General features: G+C 69.1%; 19 protein-coding genes. 4 read left to right on the plus strand and 15 right to left on the minus strand.

The genetic code is table 11. The annotated features are described in order from the left end of the window. Positions 1-291: 291 nt before the first annotated feature. From ACGFIQ_RS07455 to ACGFIQ_RS07475, 5 genes are all read right to left on the minus strand, one after another. Positions 292-1,368 carry a hypothetical protein gene (locus ACGFIQ_RS07455; protein ID WP_393240676.1) on the minus strand — a complete coding sequence of 359 codons (1,077 nt, stop codon included), beginning with the start codon at positions 1,366-1,368 and terminating at the stop codon, positions 292-294. 580 nt (positions 1,369-1,948) lie between these two features. Beyond that, the gene (locus tag ACGFIQ_RS07460) at positions 1,949-2,329 is read right to left on the minus strand and encodes a hypothetical protein (RefSeq protein ID WP_393240679.1); all 381 of its coding nucleotides are present in this window, start codon (positions 2,327-2,329) and stop codon (positions 1,949-1,951) included. Positions 2,330-2,731: 402 nt separating this feature from the next. Further along, positions 2,732-3,883: a helix-turn-helix domain-containing protein gene (locus tag ACGFIQ_RS07465; RefSeq protein ID WP_393240682.1), complete on the minus strand. Its 1,152-nt coding sequence runs from the start codon at positions 3,881-3,883 to the stop codon at positions 2,732-2,734. After that, positions 3,870-4,049, minus strand: coding sequence for a hypothetical protein (locus ACGFIQ_RS07470; protein WP_393240684.1), 180 nt, complete (start codon positions 4,047-4,049; stop codon positions 3,870-3,872). Before ACGFIQ_RS07470 ends, ACGFIQ_RS07465 begins: the two co-directional genes overlap by 14 nt. A gap of 148 nt (positions 4,050-4,197) precedes the next feature. Beyond that, positions 4,198-5,508, minus strand: a complete 1,311-nt coding sequence (locus ACGFIQ_RS07475) for a helix-turn-helix domain-containing protein (protein WP_393240687.1) — start codon at positions 5,506-5,508, stop codon at positions 4,198-4,200. Between the two features lie 328 nt (positions 5,509-5,836). On the opposite strand from ACGFIQ_RS07475, the gene ACGFIQ_RS07480 reads away from it, so the two are divergent. Then, a complete protein-coding gene (locus ACGFIQ_RS07480; RefSeq protein WP_393240690.1) occupies positions 5,837-6,307 on the plus strand; it encodes an NUDIX hydrolase in 471 nt (156 codons plus the stop codon). Here ACGFIQ_RS07480 and ACGFIQ_RS07485 read toward each other — a convergent pair. Further along, positions 6,295-6,849, minus strand: coding sequence for an HDIG domain-containing metalloprotein (locus ACGFIQ_RS07485; protein ID WP_393240693.1), 555 nt, complete (start codon positions 6,847-6,849; stop codon positions 6,295-6,297). The genes ACGFIQ_RS07480 and ACGFIQ_RS07485 overlap by 13 nt on opposite strands. Before the next feature lie 72 nt (positions 6,850-6,921). Between ACGFIQ_RS07485 and ACGFIQ_RS07490 the strand changes: the two genes are divergently transcribed. Then, positions 6,922-7,458: an NUDIX domain-containing protein gene (locus ACGFIQ_RS07490; protein ID WP_393240696.1), complete on the plus strand. Its 537-nt coding sequence runs from the start codon at positions 6,922-6,924 to the stop codon at positions 7,456-7,458. 166 nt (positions 7,459-7,624) lie between these two features. Here the strand turns inward: ACGFIQ_RS07490 and ACGFIQ_RS07495 are convergent, their stop codons facing one another. Both ACGFIQ_RS07495 and ACGFIQ_RS07500 read right to left on the minus strand, forming a co-directional pair. Further along, positions 7,625-7,747, minus strand: a complete 123-nt coding sequence (locus tag ACGFIQ_RS07495; protein ID WP_393240699.1) for a hypothetical protein — start codon at positions 7,745-7,747, stop codon at positions 7,625-7,627. Between the two features lie 1,827 nt (positions 7,748-9,574). After that, the gene (locus ACGFIQ_RS07500; RefSeq protein ID WP_393240703.1) at positions 9,575-11,953 is read right to left on the minus strand and encodes a discoidin domain-containing protein; all 2,379 of its coding nucleotides are present in this window, start codon (positions 11,951-11,953) and stop codon (positions 9,575-9,577) included. A gap of 363 nt (positions 11,954-12,316) precedes the next feature. Here ACGFIQ_RS07500 and ACGFIQ_RS07505 point away from each other — a divergent pair, with 363 nt between their 5' ends. Further along, positions 12,317-13,153 carry a hypothetical protein gene (locus tag ACGFIQ_RS07505; RefSeq protein WP_393240706.1) on the plus strand — a complete coding sequence of 279 codons (837 nt, stop codon included), beginning with the start codon at positions 12,317-12,319 and terminating at the stop codon, positions 13,151-13,153. An 80-nt stretch (positions 13,154-13,233) separates the two neighbouring features. On the opposite strand, the gene ACGFIQ_RS07510 is transcribed toward ACGFIQ_RS07505, so the two are convergent. From ACGFIQ_RS07510 to ACGFIQ_RS07540, 7 genes are all read right to left on the minus strand, one after another. After that, entirely contained in the window at positions 13,234-14,496 is a 1,263-nt protein-coding gene (locus ACGFIQ_RS07510) for a YeiH family protein (RefSeq protein ID WP_393240709.1), read from the minus strand. Beyond that, the gene (locus tag ACGFIQ_RS07515; protein ID WP_354822298.1) at positions 14,496-14,642 is read right to left on the minus strand and encodes a hypothetical protein; all 147 of its coding nucleotides are present in this window, start codon (positions 14,640-14,642) and stop codon (positions 14,496-14,498) included. The genes ACGFIQ_RS07510 and ACGFIQ_RS07515 overlap by 1 nt, the downstream gene beginning before the upstream one ends. A gap of 192 nt (positions 14,643-14,834) precedes the next feature. Beyond that, on the minus strand, positions 14,835-16,688 hold the full coding sequence (locus ACGFIQ_RS07520) for an adenylyl cyclase (RefSeq protein WP_393240712.1): 1,854 nt from the start codon (positions 16,686-16,688) through the stop codon (positions 14,835-14,837). 211 nt (positions 16,689-16,899) lie between these two features. Further along, positions 16,900-17,676: a MerR family transcriptional regulator gene (locus ACGFIQ_RS07525; protein WP_393240715.1), complete on the minus strand. Its 777-nt coding sequence runs from the start codon at positions 17,674-17,676 to the stop codon at positions 16,900-16,902. A 38-nt stretch (positions 17,677-17,714) separates the two neighbouring features. Beyond that, complete coding sequence (locus tag ACGFIQ_RS07530) at positions 17,715-18,476, minus strand: ABC transporter permease (RefSeq protein ID WP_393240718.1); 762 nt, start codon at positions 18,474-18,476, stop codon at positions 17,715-17,717. Further along, on the minus strand, positions 18,473-19,270 hold the full coding sequence (locus ACGFIQ_RS07535; RefSeq protein ID WP_393240720.1) for an ABC transporter ATP-binding protein: 798 nt from the start codon (positions 19,268-19,270) through the stop codon (positions 18,473-18,475). The genes ACGFIQ_RS07530 and ACGFIQ_RS07535 overlap by 4 nt, the downstream gene beginning before the upstream one ends. Positions 19,271-19,305: 35 nt before the next feature. Continuing rightward, entirely contained in the window at positions 19,306-20,097 is a 792-nt protein-coding gene (locus ACGFIQ_RS07540; protein ID WP_393240723.1) for an alpha/beta fold hydrolase, read from the minus strand. A 59-nt stretch (positions 20,098-20,156) separates the two neighbouring features. Here ACGFIQ_RS07540 and ACGFIQ_RS07545 point away from each other — a divergent pair, with 59 nt between their 5' ends. Then, positions 20,157-23,198, plus strand: a complete 3,042-nt coding sequence (locus tag ACGFIQ_RS07545; protein WP_393240726.1) for a BTAD domain-containing putative transcriptional regulator — start codon at positions 20,157-20,159, stop codon at positions 23,196-23,198.

A 23,198-nucleotide genomic window follows, 5' to 3' on the forward strand; every position in this document is an offset into this window, starting at 1 on the left:
GCGCGCGGTCAGCGCGCGGGGCGCGCGGTCAGCGCGCGGGGCGCGCGGTCAGCGCGCGGGGCGCGCGGTCAGCGCGCGGGGCGCGCGGTCAGCGCGCGGGGCGCGCGGTCAGCGCGCGCAGCCCAAGATCGACTCGGTTTTCAGGAACTCGCGGTGTCCGAGCGGCTCGGACACCGCGGTTTCACCAAACCCGAGTCGATCATCAGCGCTCTCCCAACAGTCGGGACGCTGAGCCGGCTACTCACGGCCGGGTAGGGCCGACGATCGGGTTTCCCGCCGGCCGTCGGGATACTAGCCGTCGTTCACGGCGTCGGTGAACGCTCGAAGCTCAAGGCGCGGTCCCAGCGCCCCGGCAAGCCAGGTGACCCGGGGATCGCCTGCGGCCAGCCCAGCGCGGGCGACTGCGCACCAGTCCTCCCGACCCAGCAGGGCAAGATAGCCGTCCAGGAGCCGCTCTCGTCCCCCCTCGGGCCACGCGATTCGTTCCGCCTCCGCCTGGTGCAGATAGTCAGCCAGTTGCGCAGCGATGAAGAAGCGCTGCACCGACGGCTCCTGATGACCGGCGCGTTCACAGTGAGCCTGCAGAACGGCCGCGGCGGGCGGGTAGTGAACGAGCGTGGTACCCATGCCGCCGCTGTCGACCATGGTGGCCAGCACCAGGCCGGTGTGGTCGATCAGCGCACTGTCCGGATTCGCCGCGGTGATCGCCTCGTGCAGGTGCGCAGCGGTGGCGACCTGTCCGGCGAAGTAGCGGTTGAGGTAGTCGCCGTCACACGCACGACGCAGCATCCACGGTCGCGCCCCGGTGCCGCCGACCTTGCACAGGGACTCCACGACATACACCCGTCCCCAACCCGTGACCCGCTCGGCCAGCCACAGCAAGGCGACCGAGCCGCCACGCCGTCGTTCCAGCGCGCGGGCGGCGAGTGGACCGAAGTGGTTCGACAGCAGCCCGATCGTCTTGATCAGTGCGATGTCGTCGTCATCCCAGACGCTGGCCAGCAGTGCCAGACCAACTGTCGCGGCGCAGCGATCGGTAGCGTGCCGGACAAGCCAGCGACCGGTCTCCCGGACACGTTCGGCGTCGACGCGACAGGCCGCAGCCGCGATGTGTTCATTGGGATGGATCGGAACATCGAGGTCATGGAACGCCCAGGCGAGATCGCCTGGCACGGCGGACGGGTCAGCGAAATGCGCGTCCAGAACGGCGGCGACCTCAATGCCTCGGCGGCGCGGGTCCTCCGGCTGTCGAGGACGAGACTTCCGACCTCGATGCTGGCCGTCATCCGGATACGGCTCACCGTCACGGAACAGGGGCGAGTCGGGATCCTCGCGATGCAACCGCACCGCGTAGTCAAACAACGCCATCTGGGATCCGAGCTGTCCAGGCTCGGGTGTCACGCTCACCGGCGGACGGAGGACTCGATTCTGTCGATCATGCCCAGATGATGCCAGGCGTTCCAGTCCACCGGCAAGCGTGCGGGTCCGAACCGACCGGACCGGCTCTTCACGGCCGGGTGAGGCCGATCAACGTCGCCAGTCGCGTCACGCCGGCCGGCGCCGGCTTCGCGCGGGCGACATCGGCGATGAGGGTACGCGCCAAGGGCCGGCACCGGACCTCGGCTGGCGCGACACTGCCCGCGTCGACCATGGCGCGTGCCGCGCCACGCAGGTCACCCAGTTGCAGGTACGCCCGCGCGGCGCCTGGCCCAGACCGCGCTCGTCTGCTTCGTAGGCAGCGCGGGAGTGATGGGGCAACCAGAGCAGCGACTCGCGCAGACAAACGACAGTAGGCGAGCGAACTGGACGCGATTCGCCTACTGTCGATGCAGTCTTAGCGGAGAACCGAACTTCTGCCGCCTATTATTGAGTGTCATAAATGATTATCCGATGGGCGACACTCAGCGCGACTCACCCAGGTGGCGGCATGACGAATGTGATCTCGGGGTTAGCTGGTACTGCTGGTTCGCATGATCGCGTGGGTCTGTCCGTAGTCGTAGCCGACCGGGAGCAGGCCCGCATAGCCGGGGGGAATCTCCCCGTGGGAGCCGTTGCAGGTGGTGGTGCGGAACACGTACCACCTCGTGTTGGTCAGGTTAATGACAATGTCGTCGTCGAAACTCTGCAGCTTGATGCACGTGTTGCGGGGCGTGTTCCCGGGGTACGGCGGCTCGGAGGGATCGCCCCAATAGTCATACAGGCAAAACTGGGGGCTGTCAGAGCAGTCCGCAGGAGCCGCCTGAGCCGGAGTTGTCGCCACGAAGGCGCCAGCTCCGATCGACAGCAAGAAAGTGGACAGTCCTGCCATGAGCCCTCGCTTGACGATCATTCGTCCTCCTCGTCGATCTGACGACCGCCCCCGCTGCCAATGAGACGAGGGCCGGCTTACATTGTGACAATGTAACCGGCCCGCTGGCATTTTTCCACCCCGATTCCTGTCGGCCGTCCCGGCAATCCCTTTCTGTCAGATTGGCGTCCGGACGATGGTTGATGATCGTCATGGAATGGCGTGCGAGGGATGCACGAGGACCACATCCCGGCCCGGGACGGCGGACAGGAGCACCGCAATGCCGGGGTGGATGCCGCAGAGGCCGCTGGCCGGGTCGCAGGTGCGTCCCGCCGACCGGCGAGGGTGCCGAAGCTGGGTTACCCGCGCGAGTGGCGGGCGGTTCGGTGCCCGATGGGGTGCGCAAGATCAGTCCGGCCGCGGACCTGCGCCGGTGCTCGTCCGTCAGCGGGTCAGACCGACCGCCGTCGCCAGTCGCGCCACGCCGGCCGGCGCAGGCTGCGCGCGGGCGATCTCGGCGATCACGGTACGCGCCAACGGCCGGCACCGAACCTCGGCCGCCGCGACGTGGTCCGCGTCGACGAGAGCGCGTGCGGCCCCGCGCAGGTCACCCACCCGGAGGTAAGCCCGCGCGACGTCGAGCAGATACGCGCCCCGATACTCGGCCGGCAGTCGCCGCCACCCCTCCCGCCGCACCACCGTCGAGTGCCGACGCACTGCCTCGGCGGCGTCACCTCGTTGCGCCGCCAGCAGCACCCGGATCAACTCGACGGCAACCGGCCCGAAGCTGGTGCGGTGCTCATCGTCGTACCCCCGAAGGTTGGCGGCGACGCCCGCGGCCCGGTCGGTCAGCTCGTCGGCGCGGCGGTGCTCGCCGCAGCCGGCGGCGGCGAGGGCCGCTTGGAGCAGCAGCGTCCCGCCCACGGCCCACTCCCCCGGCGACCGTTGCGGCCGGACGCGGTTCGCGGCGGCGAGCGTCGCGGCCAGGGCGAGACGGTCACGGCCCGACGCGCGCAACGCCTGCCCGACCGACACGGCCGCCGTCGCCGCGAGCGCCGGATCGTCACCCGCCACGGCCATCGCCCGGTCAGCAGCCAGCCACCCGAGGTCGGCCTCACCCAGCTTGACCAGCAATGCTGAGGTGATCCGGTACGTCTGCACCCGCAACTCCGGTGCCCGCACGCCCTGCACGACATCGAGCAGACCCGGCAACACCCGCACCAACTGTGTGTAGTGCGCGTGCTGGTAGGTCAACCAGGCGTGCCCGACCTGCCTCCTTGCCTCTTCCGTCGCCTGCCGGGTGGGTTCCGGTGTGTCGTAGCGGGCGAGAGCGGCCCGGATGTCGTCCACCCCGTCGAGAGCGCCGACCGGCGTCCGCTGCGGCTGCTGGCCGAGCAGCACCTCCGGATCGACCCGAAGCACCTCGGCCACCTCATGGATCACCGAGTACCGGTCCAGGGCGCGCACACCCCGCTCGACCTTGTCGACCCAGCTCTTCGACCTACGGAGGCGGTCGGCGAGCTGCTGCTGCGTCATCGACCGCCGTACCCGCCAGCGCGCGACCCGGCGGCCGATCGGCAGGTCATCGGTGGTCACGCTGCCACCGCCGATCCGGGACCGCCCGAGTCGTGTCCTCCACCGGTACGCGGTCCGCCTCCGCCTGCGCCAGGAGGCGCTGTTTGGCCGCCTCACGCTCGGCCGCGTCCGACTCTTCGCCCTTGCTTGCCGGCTCGTCGCCCTGCTTAGTTCGTCTGCCGCTCATCGCCCACCTCACGGATCGGGGCGCGACGTGCACGTGACGGAGTTGGCCGTCGCACCCGGCACGTCATGACCCCCAAAGCGGGTCATTCGCGACGCCCAGGTAACAGCCTGTGACGATCACCAGCCACGATCCAGACGGATCGCGTCCGCTACTGTCCTCCGAGGTGTCCGCCTGTCACGGCGGACAGGTCGGCGGACACCTTCAGGAACTCGTCAGCAGCGCCCGTACTGCCCTGAGCGGCGGCAATCATGCAACGCAGTTCAGCGATACGGTCGACTGCGCGCTGCGACCGTGCCGAGCGCGCGAGACCCACAGACCGCCCCGCCGCGACCACGGCGTGCTCAAGCTCCCCGGCCTGCAACAGGGCTTCCGTGAGCCAACTGAGATACAAGGAAGTCTCGCGTGGGGAGTCGTCGCCGTAACGAGCGATCGCGCCCTCCAAGATGGGCACGGCCCGCAGTGGCCGCCGCAACTCGGTCCACACGCGCCCAGCCATGACCTCAACCTCATCGTGGGTCAGCCAGTACGCCCATGAGGGAGCTTCGTCCAAGTCGCAGTGTTCATAGACTCGCTCGACATCGCCCAGTGCTCGTTCGGCAAGGCTCGCCTCGCCCAGACGCGCGTGTGCCCAGGCGACCCGCTCCAGCAGTAGGGCTTGGCCGGTGACCTCTGCCGCTTGTCGACCACCGACGTACGCCGACCTTGCCAAGGTGACGGCAGACCGCCTGTCACCGAAATTCGCCTCAAGGTAGGACAGGCTGCTGAGGCAGTTGGCCGCGCTGGCAGTGTCGCCACCAGCGTGCGCAGCCCGCATCCCAGTCAGATAATGCTGACGTGCTTCAGTGACCCGGCCGGAGTCCTCGGCGACGAAACCAGCCAACTGACAGAGGTCAGCGATGGCGACGAGCAGCCTCCGATTTACCGCTTCCCGATAGCTGCCCTCGCGAAGCAGGTCAGCGGTGGCGGCCAACTCGGCAGAGACCATCGTGTAGGTCTCTGCACCACCGACGTGGTCGTCCAACCGCCGAAGCTGGCGAACCCGATCTTCGATGCGAGTCACCGTCTCATCACCGACCCGCCGACCTGCGCTCAGTTCATATCGCTGCGGTGGCTCGGCGATCAGCCATTGATGAGCCAGCGCGGCCGCGTTCTCCGGGTTGGGCGTCTGCGTGACCAGCAGATCGGCGAGCTGTTCCGCATCGCACCGCAATCCATAGGTGACCGCCCACTCCTCCTCGGCGTTGGGGGCCACGGCAAGCGCAGCCAACATCCCGCCCGCCTCCAAAGCAGTGTCCAAACGCTGCGCCGTGTTCACGGTCGGAGTCTTTCGACCGCAGGCCAGGTCGTGGAGATAGCTCTTGCTGTAGAAGGTCTTTCCAGCCAGCGCACGGTAGCTGACTCCCCGACTCTTGATCAGAGCCCTGAGCCGTTCGGCGAAGGGCGAGACGGATTCGGACATCATGGCTCCAAATGGGCCTGCGGTAGGCAATCGCGCTTCGGACAGTACCTCGGCCGTCACCGAAGGAACGTGGAACGCCAGCCGGATTTATCAGCCACGTCCAGCTACCTTTACCGCATGTAAGCCACGCGATGCCAGCAACCGCTTAGACCGGGCACGCTGTCTGGCTCCGCTAGCGTCACGGAGGTGACCTGGACGGAACCCGCCACCTGGTGAGCAAACCTGGTTTCCTTCTACGCCGCCGCTGCGGCCCTCATCACCAACCCCGACGGCAACATGCTGCTCCGTCTGGCCCGAGCACTGATCCGCCCGGTGAAAGGTTGACGGCATGGCCCGGATCGAGCACTTCAACAACCCGAACGCCCCAAAGCCGAACAGCATCGTCGTAGCCGTGACCGTCTTCGTCCAGGATGGCCTAGGGCGGGTGCTGCTCATCCAACGCACCGACAACGGCCTGTGGGCGCTACCCGGCGGTGCCCAGGACTTCGGCGAGTACATCGCCGAAACGGCGGTCCGGGAGACGCGCGAGGAGACCGGTATCGAGATTGAGGTAACCGGGGTAGTCGGGATCTACACAAACCCGAGCCATGTGGTGGAGTACAGCGACGGCGAGGTGCGGCAGCAGTTCTCGATCTGCTTCCGCGGCCGCTACGTGTCGGGCGACCCGACGACCAGCGACGAGTCATCGTCAGTGCGCTGGGTGGCGCAAGACCAACTGGACCACCTTTCGATCCACCCCTCCATGCGGCTTCGGGTCGACCATGGATTTCAGTGGCGTCCGGAGCCCTATGTCGGCTGAGCTGACATGCGTAGTTGGGTCCTGCGTATCGCGTCTTGAAGCATCGGCTCAGCCTTGTGCCAGAACCGAGTCACCACGTCGTCCGGACCATAGCGCTCCCGGATCTCCTCCAACCTCTCATCGACCGTGAGGTCCTGACCGTCTGGACCCGTCGTCATGTCCGCATACCAGAGTGCGTCCGATGTCGCCGTCTCCTCACGGGGAAACTCGTTGGCCAAGGCCTGGCCCAAACCGCGCTCGTCCGCTTCGTAGGCAGCACAGGAGTGGTGGGCAACCAGAGCAGCGATTCGACCTTCGAAGCCTCGACGCTGTAGCCAGCGCGCGCCGTCCAGCGAGTGCAGACCCGTATCGGCGGCATCCGGGGCGTATCCGATGTCGTGGAGCCAGGCAGCCGCCGTCAGCAGGTCCGCATCGTCTCCGACCAGGTACGCAAGCCGCTCCGCCTTGGCCGCCACCGCCTGTACGTGCAGCCACCGACGGGGTAGGTAGCTCCGCAGGTGACGCTGCGAGATCGCCGCAGCTCGCTCTGAGTACGTACCCACACGGAAATTCTATGAGGCCCGATTGGCTCGGGCCCCCCTGACCACGTCGGCCCGTCCGCTAGCGTCGCCGAGGTGACCTGGACGGAGCCCGCCACCTGGTACGCCAACCTGGCATCCTTCTACGCCGCCGCTGCGGCCTTCATCACCGATCCCGACGGCAACGTCCTGCTCGTCAAGCCCACGTACCGCGACCACTGGGCCTTCCCCGGCGGCTATGTCGACGAGGGCGAATACCCACATGATGCCTGCGCCCGCGAGATCCGAGAGGAGTTGGGAGTCGTCGTGGCGGTGGGCAACCTTCTCGTCGTGGACTGGGCGCCGCCCGCCGGGCAGCGGCCACGCGCGATCACCAGCTTCACGTTCGACTGCGGGTCGGTCGACAACCTCGATGGCTTCGATCTGCCGGGACAGGAGTTGGAGGACATCGCCTTTTTCTCGCCCCGAGATGCCGAGCAGCGTCTTCCCGGCAACGTCGCCACACGCGTCCAGGCGGCGATGAGCGCCCGTGACCTGCACGCTCCGCTGTACCTTGCTGGCGGCTCGGGCGTCCCACCGTCCTCCATTGTCAGAACAGAACCCGAAGCAGGACCGCAGCCGCAAACCGCGTGAATGGAATCCGGGAGAATCACGTGATCCGCACAGCGAGTACGAGCGTAGTTGCCCGCGACGAACTCCAGCGCTGCGAGTCCGCCATGGTGGAGTCGACTGTCCGCTCCGGTTGGCCCCTTCACCGGACACTGACCAGGTACTCGGACAACCTGGAACTCTGCACCAACTACGGGATGACCGCTCCGCGCAGTTTACCTAATTCGAGGCATACGGGTATCAGGTCGAGTACCGCGCGGGTGACGAAGACAATCACTTCCAAGCGTTTCGCGAGGACGAAGGGCTCGTCCACTCCGCGATCGTGGCCTGGGCCTTCGAACTGGATGGACGCCGAGCCTTGCTGTCTTGGGTACCCCCTGCGGCTCGACAACCAGAGGTAAGAAGGTTTCGGCCGGCCCGCAAAGCGGACGCGGGCCGACGCGCCCACCGGGCGAACCTTGACCTTGAGGGTGAATGCCGGCCAGGCTAGGCCAGTAGTGCCGATAGGAGGAGCCGGTGAGCGACAGGGTGCCAGCGAGCATCGTCAGGTGCGCTGGCAGAGGCGGGCGCTGTGGAAGACAACTTGGCGTGGCCGAGCCGAATTGGGGTAGGCGCCCGGAAAATTCGATCTTGCGTATCTCAAACCGAGGTTGGGAAACCGCGACAGGAGGACCCCTCTACGAGGACAGGGTGCCGCCAGATTTCTCGGGGTCCACGGGTAGGATCGGATGCCGGGAACACGGCTTCCTGATACTGGAGCGCACTGGTGAACCGCCCGTAGCTCCCGGGTTCCCTCGCGGAGCCTGGACTCAGGGCGAATCGGTCCAGTTCCCCTTCTTTCTATTTAAAGCACCATACGAGCGCTTCCTTCGTACGGGCAGGACGCAAACGATCAACTGGTCTCCAGGGCGGCATGCTGTCGTCCACGTGGAGCATCCGTTATGATCGTGCTAACTGAAGAAGCTGCCGGTAACTAAGGTTGCAGATCAACTGACCGTGGCAAGTCGGACCCCAGTGGGGGCCCTTCGTGCTGCGCTCTTTCGACCTAACGGCACTAATCAGCCCAATCGCGATCGGATTTCTCCTCCTCGCTGTCGGCCGCCTCTGCAACTGGTGGAGACGTCATCCGTTCGTTCGGATACTGCTCGCGAGGCCACTGTGGTGGCTCGGTGCCCGAATGCTCAGGCTCCCAGACGCACAAGGTCGGTACGAAAGCTTCCGGGACAAAGTCATTGCAAAGTGGGAAGTTATGCTCCTTGGCGACGGGGTTGCATGTGACCCTGACCCCAGCCACGATCCGACGGAAGTCCGCTCGTAGCGGCTTACAGTTCCGCCAAGCAAGAACTGAGGCAGCCCCTGCTACTTTGATGCTCTCGACGATGCAAGGCGCCTCCGGGTACCGTCTTGTCGACAGATCTTGACCTCTCCGTGCCGGGTCAGCAGCTTAACGGGCAGCCCACGCCACCGACGGCTTGACTCACCGTTGACGGTTCGCCCTCGCGGCCTGGATGGCCCACAGGTTGGCGGGAAGAAGGCCATCCACTAGTCCAGCAAAGAGTGCGCCTCCCCCACCAGTCATGCCGGTCATTCTGGCGAAGATCCAGCCGGCCACGGCACCGACTGCCGAAATGATGCCGAGCCCTGCCGGAATCTCTTTGCCGGTGAGCCATCGCCGTATCCCCAACGACCAACAATGTCGATCCGATTAGCAGACCTGCAAGCAGATACAGCGCCGACGTAAGGGCTTGCGCAGAGCGGGTGGTCACTGCGACCCCGAAAGTGATCGCGGCGAGGCCAACGACCAGGGAGACTGGCCCCGCTCCCCGCGGCCACGCACGATCATTACAAGGTAGCACCTGCTCGGCTTCGGTCACCGCCAAGATGCTGCTATAACCACTGATCGTGGGTCTGACGGGCTCGGGGTGGATACCCGACGATCCCGCGCCGGTCGCGATGTTGCTGTGGATCCGCCCACCACCAGCGCCCACCCGAGTCCACTGGCAAGGGCGTGCGGATCACGCCGCCCACACCCCGCAGGGCAGACCGGGCCAGGGTGACGTAGACCTGGCGAGACGCGTGCCTCCGCCCACTCGATGAGCTGGGCGGCCGCCGGTCGGGTCCGACGGCCACCCAAACCCGGTCAGCTCGCGTACACCTCCAGCGCCGACAACTGCCCAGCCGGCCACCCGCTGTTGCCCGTGACGGTGATCCGCACGTACCGCGTCTGCGCGGCACTGAAGGTGATCGTCACCTGGTTACCGGACGCCGGGTCGAAGTTGCGCCCCGCCGAACCCGACAGCGTGCCAAAACTGCCCCCGTCGACACTCCCCTGCACCGCAACAGTCTGCGTCCGGCTGCCCCAGGCCGACGACGGCGGCAGCTTCAGCACCACCCGCCCGACCGTGCGCGCGGAACCCAGGTCGACCTGCACCCACTGCGGGAACGCGCTGTTCGCGCTCTCCCAGTAGCTGTTCGCGTCACCGTCGACCACGTTCCCCGACCCGTAGCTCTGGACGTGACTGCTCTCCGAGGTGGACCGATCCCGGGCGAGGTCGGAGTTGGCCGGGGCGTCCGTGGTGACGGTAACCGCGGAGGACGCGCTGGAGGTGTTGCCGGCCGCGTCGCGGGCGGTGACCGTGAAGGTGTACGCGGTGGACGCGCTCAGCCCGCTCACGGTAGCCGTGGTGCCGGTGACGGTGGCGACCACCGTGCCGCCCTGGCGCACCTGGTAACCGGTCACCCCGTTGTCGTCGGTGGACGCCGTCCAGGCCAGGGACACACTGCTCGACGTCTTGCCCGTCACCGTGAGGCCGCTCGGCGCGGTCGGTGCGGTGTCCGTGGTGCCGCTTGAGGCGTACACCTCGACCTGGGAGAGCTGGCCCGCCGCCCAGCCGGTGTTGCCGGCGATGCTCAGCCGGATGTGGCGGGCCGTGGTGGTCGTCAGCGTGCGCGTGACGGTGTTGCCCGTCGCCGGGTCGAAGGCGAACGCCGAGGCCCCGGCGATGGTCGAGAAGGAGTTGCCGTCGACGCTGCCCTGCACGGTGATGGTCTGGGTGCGCGCGCCCCAGCCGGCGGGCAGCCGCAGCACGAGTTTGTTGACCTGGTGGCTGGCGCCGAGGTCGACCTGCCACCAGTGCGGGAAGGATCCGCCGCCGCTCTCCCAGTAGCTGCCGGCGTCGGAGTCCACCGCGTTGGACGCCGCGAAGGAGCCGTTCTGGCTGCTCGCCGAGGTGGACTTGCCGGCCGCGAGGTTTCCGGTGGCCGGGGGCGGGGTGCCGACCATCGGTGGCGTGGGGCGGACCGGGGTGAGCGCGAGCTGCCCCTTCAGCATGCGGCCACCGTCGGCGGTGATTCGCAGGTAGTAGTCGGAGGAGCAGGCCACGCCGTCCTCGTCCAGGGCGCGGATGTTCGCCCCGGCGGGGGTGGTGGCCTGGGTCTCGGAGGTCTTGGCGATCTGGTTGCCCTCGTTGTACTCGTCGAACATGGACACGTAGAGGCCCTGGGAGCCGAGCCTCACCATGTTGTAGATGTGCCGCCAGTAGAAGTCGCCGTGGCGGCGGTGGCCACCGGCCAGGTCACCGGGCATCACGCAGGGCAGGTAGTCGATGCCGCGCGCGGCGCAGTCGGCCAGGTCGCCGATGTTGACGTTGTGGTAGTACGAGTCGAGCCCTTCCAGGGTGTCGGTCCGGTAGACCATCCACGGTGAGATCGCGTGGAACGCGTGGTAGACGTCGAGGAAGCCGGGGCGGGAGTCCTCCCTGCCCAGCCGCCACCAGGTGGGCACGCCACCGATGACGTAACAACCCTGCGCCTTGAACCAGTTGATGACGTCCAGGCAGGGCCCGGGGGTGAAGGGGCGACTCGACTCGCTGAAGCCGAAGCCCCAGATGCAGACGACAGGCTTGCCGTTCTGCCGGGCGTACGCGCTGGACGCGGTGTGCGTGGACATCTTCGTCGTCCAGTCGGTCTTGATGTCCGACTGCATCGTCAGCCAGTCGGTGACGTCGTACATGATGTAGAACTTTCGGCCGTGGCGCTCGGCCGCCGAGCGGACCTTCAGCGTCATGGCGTCGCGGGTCGGCCCCTCGTCGCCCGTCGGGTTGAACCGTTGCAGCGCGGCGGTGTCGCAGCCATACTCCTGCATCCACCGGAAGTGGGTGTCCACAGTCTGCTGGTCGTAGGAGGAGAAGAGGGTGGCCGGTGAGCCGTTGCCGAGGTTGGGGTACGCGGTGGGATAGCTGCGCGTGTACTCGCGCATGTCCGGCCAGGACACGATCGTGGTGTTCGCGGGCGAGGGCGGCTGGAACCGGTCGCGGCTCCAGTGCCACCAGCCACCGATCGGCGCGGAGTCGCCGGGCGCGCTGAACCAGCCCTGGTAGCCGACAGTCACCTTGCCGACCACGTCCCCGGGGGGACTGGCGGCCTGTGCGGGGCTGGCGAAGAACTCGGTGGCGGAGGAGGCGGCGAGGGCGGACCCGGCCAACACCGACGTGACGAACCTGCGGCGGGAGACCGCCATGACGACCACTCCTTCGGGACGGAAGGCATTGACGGCCATCGTGGCAGGAGTGGTTGCCGGCACGCAATAGTGCGACTGATCGATGAAATTTCTAGCCACTAGGACGCAAGGAGGTTCACGAGCCTCATTCGACTGTCCATGAATTTCCCTATTTTGGTGCTTATCTGGCTTATCGGACATACCCTCAGGATCGCCTTCTCGATGGTCGGGAAGGGCTTACTGAGCAGAGGCGACAACGTGAGATTTTCCCAGCGACTTTCGGCTACTGGAGCCGTCGCGGCGGCGGCCGCGGGAGTGATGGTCCTGTCCGGAGGCGCTCCGGCCTACGCGGCACCCGGTGATGCGAGCGCCCGGGGAGTCGTGGTGGACCTGTCCGCGGCAGTGCTCGGCACTCCGGTCATCACCGCCGACGCCGTCATCGGCACCGCGACGGCCCCGGCCGGCGGTGGCACGGACAGCGACACCGCTCTCGCGATCACCATCCCCGGCGCGCTGGGGGTCACCGCCACCGGCACCGTGGTGCAGGTCAGCGCCACTCGCGGCGACACGGCGTCCTCCGCCAACGCGGAAATCGCCGACCTCGCACTCAGCGTGCTCGGCACGTCGGTGATCGACGCCGACGTGATCACCGCGGCTGTGGCCTGCCCGCAGGTCGGCGCCCAGACCGCGGACACCACCTTCGTCGGTTTGGAGTTGTTCGGGGAGCCGGTCGACCTGCTGCCCAACACTCCCGGCGTCACCGCCAGCGCCGCCGTCACGGTCCCCGGCGTGACGGATGCCAGCCTGAACGTCACGCTCACCAATGTGGAGACCACCACCGCCGACGGAGCCACGGCCATCGCTGTCCAGGCAGCCCTGCGGCTCACCGGCACCATCGTGGGCGGTCCGCTGCTGGACATCCCCGTCGGGTCCGTCATCCTGGCCGAGGCCCGCTGCGAACGCCCGTTGCAGACCACGCCGACACCGACCCCGACACCCACAGCGACACCGACCCAGCCCACGCCGTCACCGACCCAGCCCACGGCTGCCCCCACCGGCGACCCGACCCAGCCGGCCCCCACGGCCAGCCCCACCCTGCCGGTCACCGGTGGCAGCGCCGCCAACCTGTGGTGGTTCTTCGGCACCGGGCTCGCCCTGGTCGTTGCCGGCACAACGGCACGGCTGATCGTCCGCCGGTCCCGCGCGTCGATCGACTCGTGACGCGCACCTCCTGAGGAGCCCGGTGTGGAGGGGGTCCAGACCAGTGATCGGTCTGACCCTCTCCACCCGGCGCGACACGCTCAGACGGAAAAGCCCCGGAACAGCAGGGACGCCAGGGCGAGCGCCAACGCCAGGTTGAACACGGTGGCACTGGCGAAGACCGCCACCGGCCGCCAACCGGCCTCCCGCAGCGACGCGACCCGCACCTCCAGGCCGATGCTGACGAACGCCAGGATCAGGAACCAGACGCGCAGGTCGTTGACGATCGCGATCGTGGCCTTGCCGTCCGCACCGGCCCCGTCGAGATACCACGTGGCGATGACCGAGGCGGCGATGAAACCCAGGACGAACTTGGGAAACCGGATCCACAACTCGCGCAGGCCCGGCCGTTCCGCGCCGGGCCGCCGCTCCACCCGCAGGGTGAAGTACGCGGTGAGCGCGACCGCAACCACACCCATCAGCGCGTTCTGGGTGACCTTGACGATGCTGGCGATCTGGAGCGCCTCCTCGCCGGCGATCGCCCCGGCGGCGGTGACCGCGGCGGTGGTGTCGATGTTGCCGCCGATCCAGGCGCCGGCCACCGCGTCGGACAGCCCGAACACGTCGGCCAGCCAGGGCAGGATGAAGATGGACGGCAGCGCGAAGATGATGACCAGGCTCGCCGTGTAGGCCAACTGCTCCCGGCGGGCCCGGACCGCGCCGGCGGCGGCGATCGCCGCGCTGACCCCGCAGATCGACACCGCGGAGGCGAGCAGCGCCCGCAGCTTGTCGTCGAGGCCGAACCGGCCGGCCAGCCACCAGGTGAAGAAGAAGACACCGCTGATCAGCAGAATCGCCTGGGCGATCGCCGGGCCGGCGGCACTGGCGATGACGGCCAGGTTGATCGAGGCGCCGAGCAGCACCAGACCGGTCTTGATGAAGAACTCGGTGCGGAACGCGGCGGCGATCCGGTCCCGCCAGCCGAGCAGCGTGACGGCGACGTTGCCCAGCAGGCCCAGCAGGATGGCGTAGACCGGGTACTCGATCGCCGCCCCGATGTCCTCGACGGCGGTGCCCTCGGCCCACCCGGGGACGTTCTGCTCCAGGTAGCGAGTGAGCGCGCCGAGACCGACAACGATCACCAGACCGAGCAGCGTCCAGGCCCAGAACCGGCCGTCGCGTGCCGTGCCGGTGGGGCCGGCCGGGTCGATGGTCGTCGGTGGCCCACTGACCGGCGCGGGCTCAGCCGCGCCGTCGGGCGCGTCAGGCGCGCGGGTGCCGTCGGTCGTGCGGGGCTCGACAGCCGTCGCGGCCGGGTCGGCCGTGCGGGACTCGTCCACCGTGCGGGTCTCGTCCGTGGCCATCAGGGCACCAGCCCGGCGGGGATGGCACCGAGCAGGACCAGGGCCAGCAGGGCGAGGCCGAGGATCGTCGCCACCCAGTCCTCGTTGAACGCGAGCCGGGACTCCCCGGCGGTCGGCGGGGTGGGCGGTGGCTGGTCGGTTGTCACGGCGTACCTCCATGGGGGTGGACCGATCCGGCCGGGCCGGATCGGTGGACAGCGCGTGGACGGGGGTGTGGGGCGACGCCGGCCAATTTTCCTACCTAACCGATAGGAATTCAAGGGTGTGCGCGTGGCGGGGGACGACAGCGGGGGCCGGGGCCTCGTCGGCTCCGACCCCCGTCCGCTCCACCCGACCCGTTACGGAGCCGGGTACCGCGCGAGATAGACCGGCGCGCCGACCTTGGTCATGTCGGCCGCCGCGCCGACACCGTTGACCACGTGGTCGATCGTGCCGGCACTGAGGTTGACGGTCATGACGTGGTGCAGGCGCACACCGGGCCGGTTCGGGACCTCGAAGCCGTTCTCGGTGTGGATCGACGGGTTGTTCTGGTTGAAGACGTACACCCCGCCGCCGTGCAGGGTGTGGTGCCGCACCCGGTCACCCACCTTGTAGCCGGCCCACCCCCGCACCGCGCCGTTCATCCAGTCGGCCTGCGTGGGCGGGTCGTAGGGCAGCTCGTTCTGGTACAGGATCGTGGTGCCGTGCTCGCCGTTCCAGACCGTGTTGTAGCGCTGGAAGTGCTCGACGAAGAGGCCGGTCGCGGTCACGTGGTCGCCGTTGATGACGGCGCCGTAGCGACCGGTGTTGGTGCGCCAGCGGTCGGTGTCGCCGTTGACGCCCTCGGTGAAGCCCTCCACGCCGTGGTCGCCGCGCCAGACCCAGGTGTGGTCGATCAGCACGTTGTCGCTGTTGACCTCCAGCGCGGTGTTCGTCCGCCCGATGTGCGGGCCACCGACCCGGAAGTACACGTCGGACAGCGTGGTCGGGTTGGTCGGGCTGCTGGCCTGGTGACCGTGCTGGCGACCCACCCGCAGCAACACCGGCGACTCGACCAGGCCCGCGTCGATCGTGACGCCCGCGACGATCACGCCGGGGACACCGGCGACGTCCAGCGGGATGGCGCCGTTGACCGCGGTGAGGGTGGCATGCCCGATGCCGAGCACCACGGTGCCGGGCCGCCGCACCTCGATGCTGCGGGCGATGTCGTACGTGCCGGGGGTGAGCAGCAGGTGCTTGCCACGCGCGAGTTGGGCGTTGATGACGCGCACCGGGTCGGTCGGCTTGGCGATGAAGAAGTCACCGATGTCGAGGGTCCGCCCCGGCGTCATGCCGTCGGCCCAGGAGACGCCCCGGCTGTCCCGCTGCGCGGCGGGCACCCGTACCTGGTAGCGGCCCTTGGCGTCGACGAAGAGGTACGGCTTCTCCCGGCTGAGCGGGATGGTCTCCAGGGTGGTGTAGGGCGGGTCGGGGAACGTGGCGTCGTCCGGCGCCCCCTCGACGCCGGCGAAGACCTGGTTCCACACCGCGTTGGACCAGCCGGCGACCTCGCTGTTGCGGGTCAGCCACTGCTGCTGCGAGCCGTTGGTGGTGGCCGGCAGCCGCGAGTCCGCGATGAACCCGCCGCTGGCGTACTGCGGGCCGGCGGTGCAGTAGTCCATCAGCGACAGACCACCGCCGCCGATGTTCAACCGGCGCATCGACACTGCCTGGGACACCGCCCAGAAGTTCGCCGTCGACCGGCAGTCGTCCTGGCCGGCGGCGTTGACGGTGAGCGACAGGTTGGACAGGGTGCGCCAGAAGTTGACCAGGGCGAGGCAGTTGCCGGTGCCGCCGTCGGCAAGGCAGCGGTTGTAGACCTCGAGTTTGCCGTTGACGGTGACGTCGGTGGGCGAGGCGCCCAGGCCGGAGACCTCGGTGTAGTAGCCGACCTTGGCCTGTAGGGGCTGTTCGGCCGTGCCGTACGTGCCCGGCTTGAACAGGTAGGCGTGCCGCTCGGTGCCCATCTCGTTGTCGACCTGCCGGGCGTGCGCCGCGTCCAGGGTCCGCTGGATCTCGCCGACCGGCATGCTCGGGTCGAAGATCGTCACGTTGGGCCCGAAGTCGGGTGCGCCGTGCGTGGGGCGGCCGGCGGTGGCGGCCGTGCTCGTCGTCACGACCGCGGTGGTCACCAGAAGGGCAAGCAGGAGGGTACGTCGGGACGGGCTTGTCATGTGGTTCGTCCTCTCCGCTGGCCGGAGGCGTCCTGCCGGCGCAGCTGGGGGCGGTGAGAGCGCTCTCTGACGGGTAGACATGTTTCTACCCGTTGGATCGACCACACGCCATGACCGGGGACGGGGAAGTTCGGCAAGGGCGGGTGAGAATGGAGGCCGACGCGAGGACAGAACCCGTGACCGCCCGGGACCACCCCACCATCGACCACGGTCAGCGCTTCTCCGGCAGGCGTTCCATTCGGTTCCAACCGGTCCAGCCGCGCTCGCGCATCAGCCCCTGCAGCCGCTCCAACCGGGGGTCGGACTCGACGGCAAGGGCGTCCAGCAGGTCATGCGGCAGTTCGTCGTAGGCCTCCTCGGCAAGGTTGATACCGCCGGACGTGTGTGCCTGCTCGGCCAGGCAGGCCATGATGTCGGCGGCCTCCTCCAGACGTGGGTCATCGACCTCGTCGCCGTCGAAGATCTCCGACAGCACCCGGTACAGCCGGACGACCTGAGGGTCGTCGAGCTGCGCGATCTTTCCGGGCATGAACTCGTGGATGCGATCGGGCCAGCGGGCCGCGACGAGGATCCAGCCGTCGCGTTCACCCTCCACCACGCGCTGCGACACCCCGATCTGCCGGAGCCGATCGAGGTAGGAGGCCACCTCCGGCGGGAGCATCAGACGGTCCCCGGCGACGAGCTGGGCGATCTGTCGGCGGCTGGCCTCCAGTCGTGCGATGTCGTCACGCAGGCGGCCGTCAATCCTCTCGACTGTTTCGGCGAAGGTCGACGCGTCAGCCTTGAGCATCTGACCGATCTGGGACAGCGGCACACCGGCGTTGGCGAGAGTGCGGATCTTGATGAGGGCGACGACTGCCGACGCGTTGTACCGCCGGTAACCCGAAGCGTCCCGATCCGGCTCGGGCAGTAGCCCGATCTGGTGGTAATGCCGCACCGCCCGCACCGTCACGTCGGCGTACGACGCCAGTTGACCGATCGTCAGCATGCTCTGATCCTGCCCTCGACCCACCCGTCGGCGCGGGCTCAGGCGATCTTTCGACGGTACGTGACGGTGGCGAGAAGGTAGGCGACGACGAGGATACCGACGCACCAGGCGAGGGCGATCCAGATGTCGGCGTCGACCGGCTGCTCGGTGAACAGATCTCGGATCGCGTTGACGATGGAGGTCACCGGCTGGTGCTCGGCGAACGCGCGCACCGGGCCGGGCATGGACGCGGTGGGCACGAAGGCCGAGCTGACGAACGGCAGGAAGATGAGCGGGTAGGAGAAGGCGCTCGCCCCGTCCACGGACCTGGCGGTAAGGCCGGGTATTACGGCGATCCAGGTCAACGCCAGGGTGAACAGAACCAGAAGGCCCGCGACCGCGAGCCACCCCAGCACGTCCGCCCCGGTGCGGAAGCCCATGACCAGGGCGACGCCGGTGACGACCACGAGTGAGATCAGGTTGGCGACCAACGAGGTCAGGACGTGCGCCCACAGCACCGACGACCGTGCGATCGGCATGGATTGGAACCGTTCGAAGATGCCGCCCTGCATGTCCAGGAAGAGCCGGAAGGCCGTGTAGGAGATGCCCGAGGCGATCGTGATGAGCAGGATGCCGGGCAGCTGGTAGTTCACGTACGAATCGGACCCGGTCTCGATCGCGCCGCCGAAGACGTAGACGAACAGCAGCATGAAGGCGATCGGCATGATCGCGGTCGTGATGATGGTGTCCGGGCTGCGGGCGATGTGGCGCAGCGAACGCCCCAGGAGTACCGCGGTGTCGCCGAGGAAGTGCTTGTTCATCGTGTTTCCTTGTCCGTCTTGGCGCTGACGAGGGTGAGGAAGACGTCCTCGAGTGTCGGCTGCTTCTCGACGTACTCGACCTCGGCGGGTGGGAGAAGCTGCTTCAGCTCGTGGAGGGTGCCGTTCACGATGATCCGGCCCTCGTGCAGGATCGCGATCCGGTCGGCGAGTTGTTCCGCCTCGTCGAGGTACTGGGTCGTGAGCAGCACGGTCGTGCCACCCTCGGCGAGCTTCTTGACGGCCTGCCACACCTCGATGCGCGCCTCCGGGTCCAGCCCGGTCGTCGGCTCGTCGAGGAAGATGACCGGCGGGCTCCCGATGAGGCTCATCGCGATGTCCAGGCGGCGGCGCATGCCACCGGAGTAGGTAGCGACCCTGCGGCCGGCCGCCTCGGTCAGGGCGAAACGCCGCAGGAGGTCGTCCGCGATGGCGCCCGGGTCCGTGAGGTGCCTCAGCCTGGCGACCAGGACGAGGTTCTCCCGCCCGCTGAGGATCTCGTCGACCGCCGCGAACTGCCCGGTCAGACTGATGGACTCGCGGACGTCGGCGGCGTGCGTCCCGACATCGAAACCATTGACCCGGGCGGTCCCGGCATCGGCCCTGAGGAGTGTGGACAGGATCTTCACCACGGTGGTCTTGCCGGCCCCGTTGGAACCGAGCAGGGCGAAGATGCTGCCCGGCGCCACGTCGAAATCCACGCCACGCAGCACCTTCAGCTGCTTGAACGACTTCTCCAGGCCCTGCACCCGGATCGCAGGCCCCGGGACCTGACTACGTGTTGGAGGGGTGTTCATGCCAGTCAGCTTGGAGGGTTGACGCTGCGTCAGGGTCAAGCCCGAGGGGGCAGCAACCCCTGCCCGTCCGGTCCAGCCTCGGTGAGGAACTCGTCGATCATCGGGGCCAGCCAGTCGGCGCGCTGCGGGATCGAGGTGTGCGTGGTGCCGGGCAGGATGGCCAGCCGGCACGCCGGCAGACCGGTCAGGTCGCCGGGCACCGCGCCGCCGAGCAGTCGGAACATCAGCACCGCGTGCTCGGGCTGGACGATGTCCGAGTCGGCCAGCACGATCATGGTGGGTGCGGCAAGCGCGCGGATCTGCTCGGGCGTCCACTGCGGCAGGTTCGCGTCCAGCACCTTCATCTTGGTGACCAGGTTGGCCCATCCCGTCGGGTTCGGCGCGGTCCGCAGATACTCCTCGTGGAACTCCGAGCCGTGCAGGTGCTCGGGTTGCAGGTCCTGGATCCCGTCCAGCAGCCCCGGGTGCAGGCCGTCGTCGTCGAAACTCACCGAGGCGAGCACCAACCGCCCGACCCGGTCGGGGTGGTCGGTGCCCAGGCGCAGCGCGACCGCCGCACCCATGCTCCAGCCGAACACGTCCGCCCGCGCGACGCCCAACCGGTCGAGCAACTCCACCACGTCGGCGGCGAAGTGTTCCACGGTCAGCGGGCGGTCCACGTCGGGAGTACGGCCGTGTGCCTGCAACTCGACGGCGATCACCTGTCGGGTCTTCGCCAGCAGCGGCAGGATCGTGCCGAACGAGGTGTCGATGCCGGAGAGGGCGCCGTGGATCAGCACCAGCGGGCGACCCGGGCCGCTGCCGTGCGTTTCCGAATAGATGTCCATGACCACACGGTGCGCCGACGCGCTTACGGTTGACTTCCGGTCGCCTTACTGACGCTAGGATGTCGGCCGTGCAGTTCGGGGTGCTCGGGCCGCTCGCCGTGACCACGGACGACGGCGAGCCGGTGGTGGTGCCCGGCACGAAGGTGCGCGCGTTGTTGGCCGACCTGCTGACCAACCGCAACCAGGTGGTCTCGGCGGACCGCCTCGTCGACGACCTGTGGGGTGACGACTCCCCCGCCAACCCGCTCGGCGCGCTCCAGGTGCGGGTGTCCCAGTTACGCAAGGCGCTCAACGACGCCGAGCCGGGGGCCCGCGAGGTGGTCGAGTCCCGGCCGCCCGGCTACCTGCTGCGTACCGGCGCGGTCGACGCCGACCGGTTCGCCGAGCTGGCCCGCGGCAGCGACGTCGACAGGTTGACCGAGGCGCTCGGGCTGTGGCGCGGCGAGGCGTACGCCGACGTGGCCGACGCCGAGTTCGTCCGCGCCGAGGCGGCCCGCCTCGCCGAGCAGCGCCTCGTCGTGCAGGAGCGGCTGGCCGAGGCCCGGTTGGCCCGGGGTGAGCACGACCTGGTCGCCGCCGACCTCGCCGAGCTGATCGCCCGGCACCCCCTGCGCGAGGGTCTGCGGGCGGTGCAGCTGCGCGCGCTGTACGCGGCCGGCCGCCAGTCCGAGGCGCTGGACAGCTACACCGACCTGCGGGAACGCCTCGCCGAGGAGTTGGGTCTCGACCCCGGCCCGGAGCTGGTCGCCCTGCACCGCCGGATCCTCGAACAGGACGCCGGCCTGAGCGCGCCGCCGAAGGCCGCGCTCATCCGCAACAGCCTGCCGGCGCAGCTCGACGAGTTGGTCGGCAGAGCCGAGGCGCTGGCCGAGCTGCGGGCGCTGCTGCCCCGGCAGCGGCTTGTCACACTTGTCGGGCCGGGTGGTGTCGGCAAGACCAGGCTGGCCACCGAGGCGGCCCGTGCCCAGTCCTTCCCGGACGGCGTCCAGTTGGTGGAGCTGGCCCCGCTGCCGGCCGGCGACCCGGGCGTCGCCGAGCAGGTACTCGCCGTGCTGGGCGCCCACGAGGCCGCCGGCACGAGCCGCTCGGCCGTCGAACGCCTGGTCACGGCCCTGCAACATCGGCAGGTGCTCCTCGTCCTGGACAACTGCGAACACGTGGTCGAGCCGGCCGCCGAGTTGGTCGCCCGGCTGCTGCGCGACGTGCCGGGGGTGCGCGTGCTGGCCACCAGCAGGGAGCCGCTCGGGTTGACCGGCGAGCTGCTCTGGGACGTACCCCCGCTGCCCGTGCCGGGTGACGGTGACCTGGACACGGTCCGGCGCTCGGCGGCGGCCCGGTTGTTCGCCGCCCGCGCCGCCGCGCAGCAGCGCGGTTTCCGGCTCGACGAGCAGACCGCGCCGGCGGTGGCCCAACTCTGTCGCCGCCTCGACGGGCTGCCGCTGGCACTGGAGTTGGCCGCGACCCGGGTCCGCGCGCTGGGTGTGCGGGGCGTGGTGGAACGGCTCGACGACCGTTTCCGGTTGCTGACCACCGCGCAACGGGACGTGCCGACCCGGCAGCGGACGCTGACCGCGGTGATCGGCTGGAGCTGGGACCTCCTGGACGCGACCGACCGGGAGGTGCTGGCCCGGTTGGCGGTGTTCCGCGACGGCTGCACCCCGCAGGCCGCCGAGCAGGTCTGCCGCACCGACCTGGACACTCTCGCGCGGCTGGTGGACCGGTCGCTGGTGGTGCTCGACGACTCCGGTGCGCAGCCGCGCTACCGGCTGCTCGAATCGGTCGCCGCGTTCGGCCTGGCCCGGCTGACCGACGCCGACGAGGTACGCGCGCGGCACGCCGACTACTACACCGAGCTGGCCGAACGTGCCGACCCCGAGCTGCGTGGCGCCGACCAGCAACGATGGCTGGCACTGCTGGACGCGGAGACGGCCAACCTGCGTTCGGCGCTGGCTGACGGCGGCGGGCTGCGGTTGGCGGTCGCCCTGAGCTGGTACTGGTTTTTGCGCGGACGGCTCACCGAGGCACGGCGGGCCCTGGCCGTGGCCGGCGACCCGGTGCAGGAGGCCCGCGCGACCCCGTGGCGGGTCGGCTTCGCCCTGTCGCAGGGCGAGGCGATCGCACCGGACGACGTCCGCGCCGCGGTCGCTGTCGAACCGGACGGCCACGCCGCCTGGTTCGCGGCCAACGCCGTGATCGAGCACGGCGACCTGGCCCTGGCGTCGGAGCTGCTGCCCACCGCCGTCGTCGACAGGTGGACCGAGGCCGCGGTGCTCACCTCCCGGGCACACCTCGCGCACGCCAACGGTGACCAGGCCACCCTGGAACGCACCGCCACCCGCAGCGCGGCCCTCTTCGCCGACCTCGGCGACCGGTGGGGTCGGCTCCGGGCGACCGAGTGGGTGGGTGGGCTGGCCGACATGCGCGGCGAGCACGAACGCGCCGCCGCGCTGCACCGGGAGGGGCTGCGCTGGGCCGAGGAGTTGGCGCTCTGGCCGCAGGTCTGCGCCGAGCTGTCCTGGTTGGCGTGGCTCGCCGTGCAGACCCGCGACTACACCCAGGGCCGGGAACTGGCCGAACGCGCGTACGCGCTGGCGGTGGAGCAGGGCTCGCCCGGTGCGGTGATCTTCGCGGAGATGAGCCTCGGGATGGCCGCCCGCCGCGACGGCAAGCTCGACCTGGCCGTCACCCACCTCACCCGACTCGTCGACCTGGGCCGCGGCGAGACGCAGCCGGCGCTCTACCTGCCCATGGTCCTGGTCGAGTTGGGCTACGCGGTCGAGCAGGGCGGCGACCCGGACGCGGCGTTGCCCCTGCACGTCGAGGCGTTCGAGGCCGCCGAGGCGATGGCGACGATGCGCGACGCGGTCGGCCCGCTGGAGGGGATGGCGGCGGCGGTGCGCTCCCCCGAGGTGGCCGCCCGGCTGCTGGGCGCCGCGGCGGCGGCCCGACTCGCCACGCAGTCCCCCGCCGCGCCGGCCGAACGCGACGACACCGACCGGACGACCGCACGACTGCGGGCCGAACTCGGGCCGGAACGGTTCGACGCGCTGCTCGCCGAGGGCGCGAAGCTGGGCCCGGGCGAGGCCCGGGCCCAGCTCTGA

The organism is Micromonospora sp. NPDC048898 (assembly GCF_043198035.1).
GTDB lineage: Bacteria > Actinomycetota > Actinomycetes > Mycobacteriales > Micromonosporaceae > Micromonospora.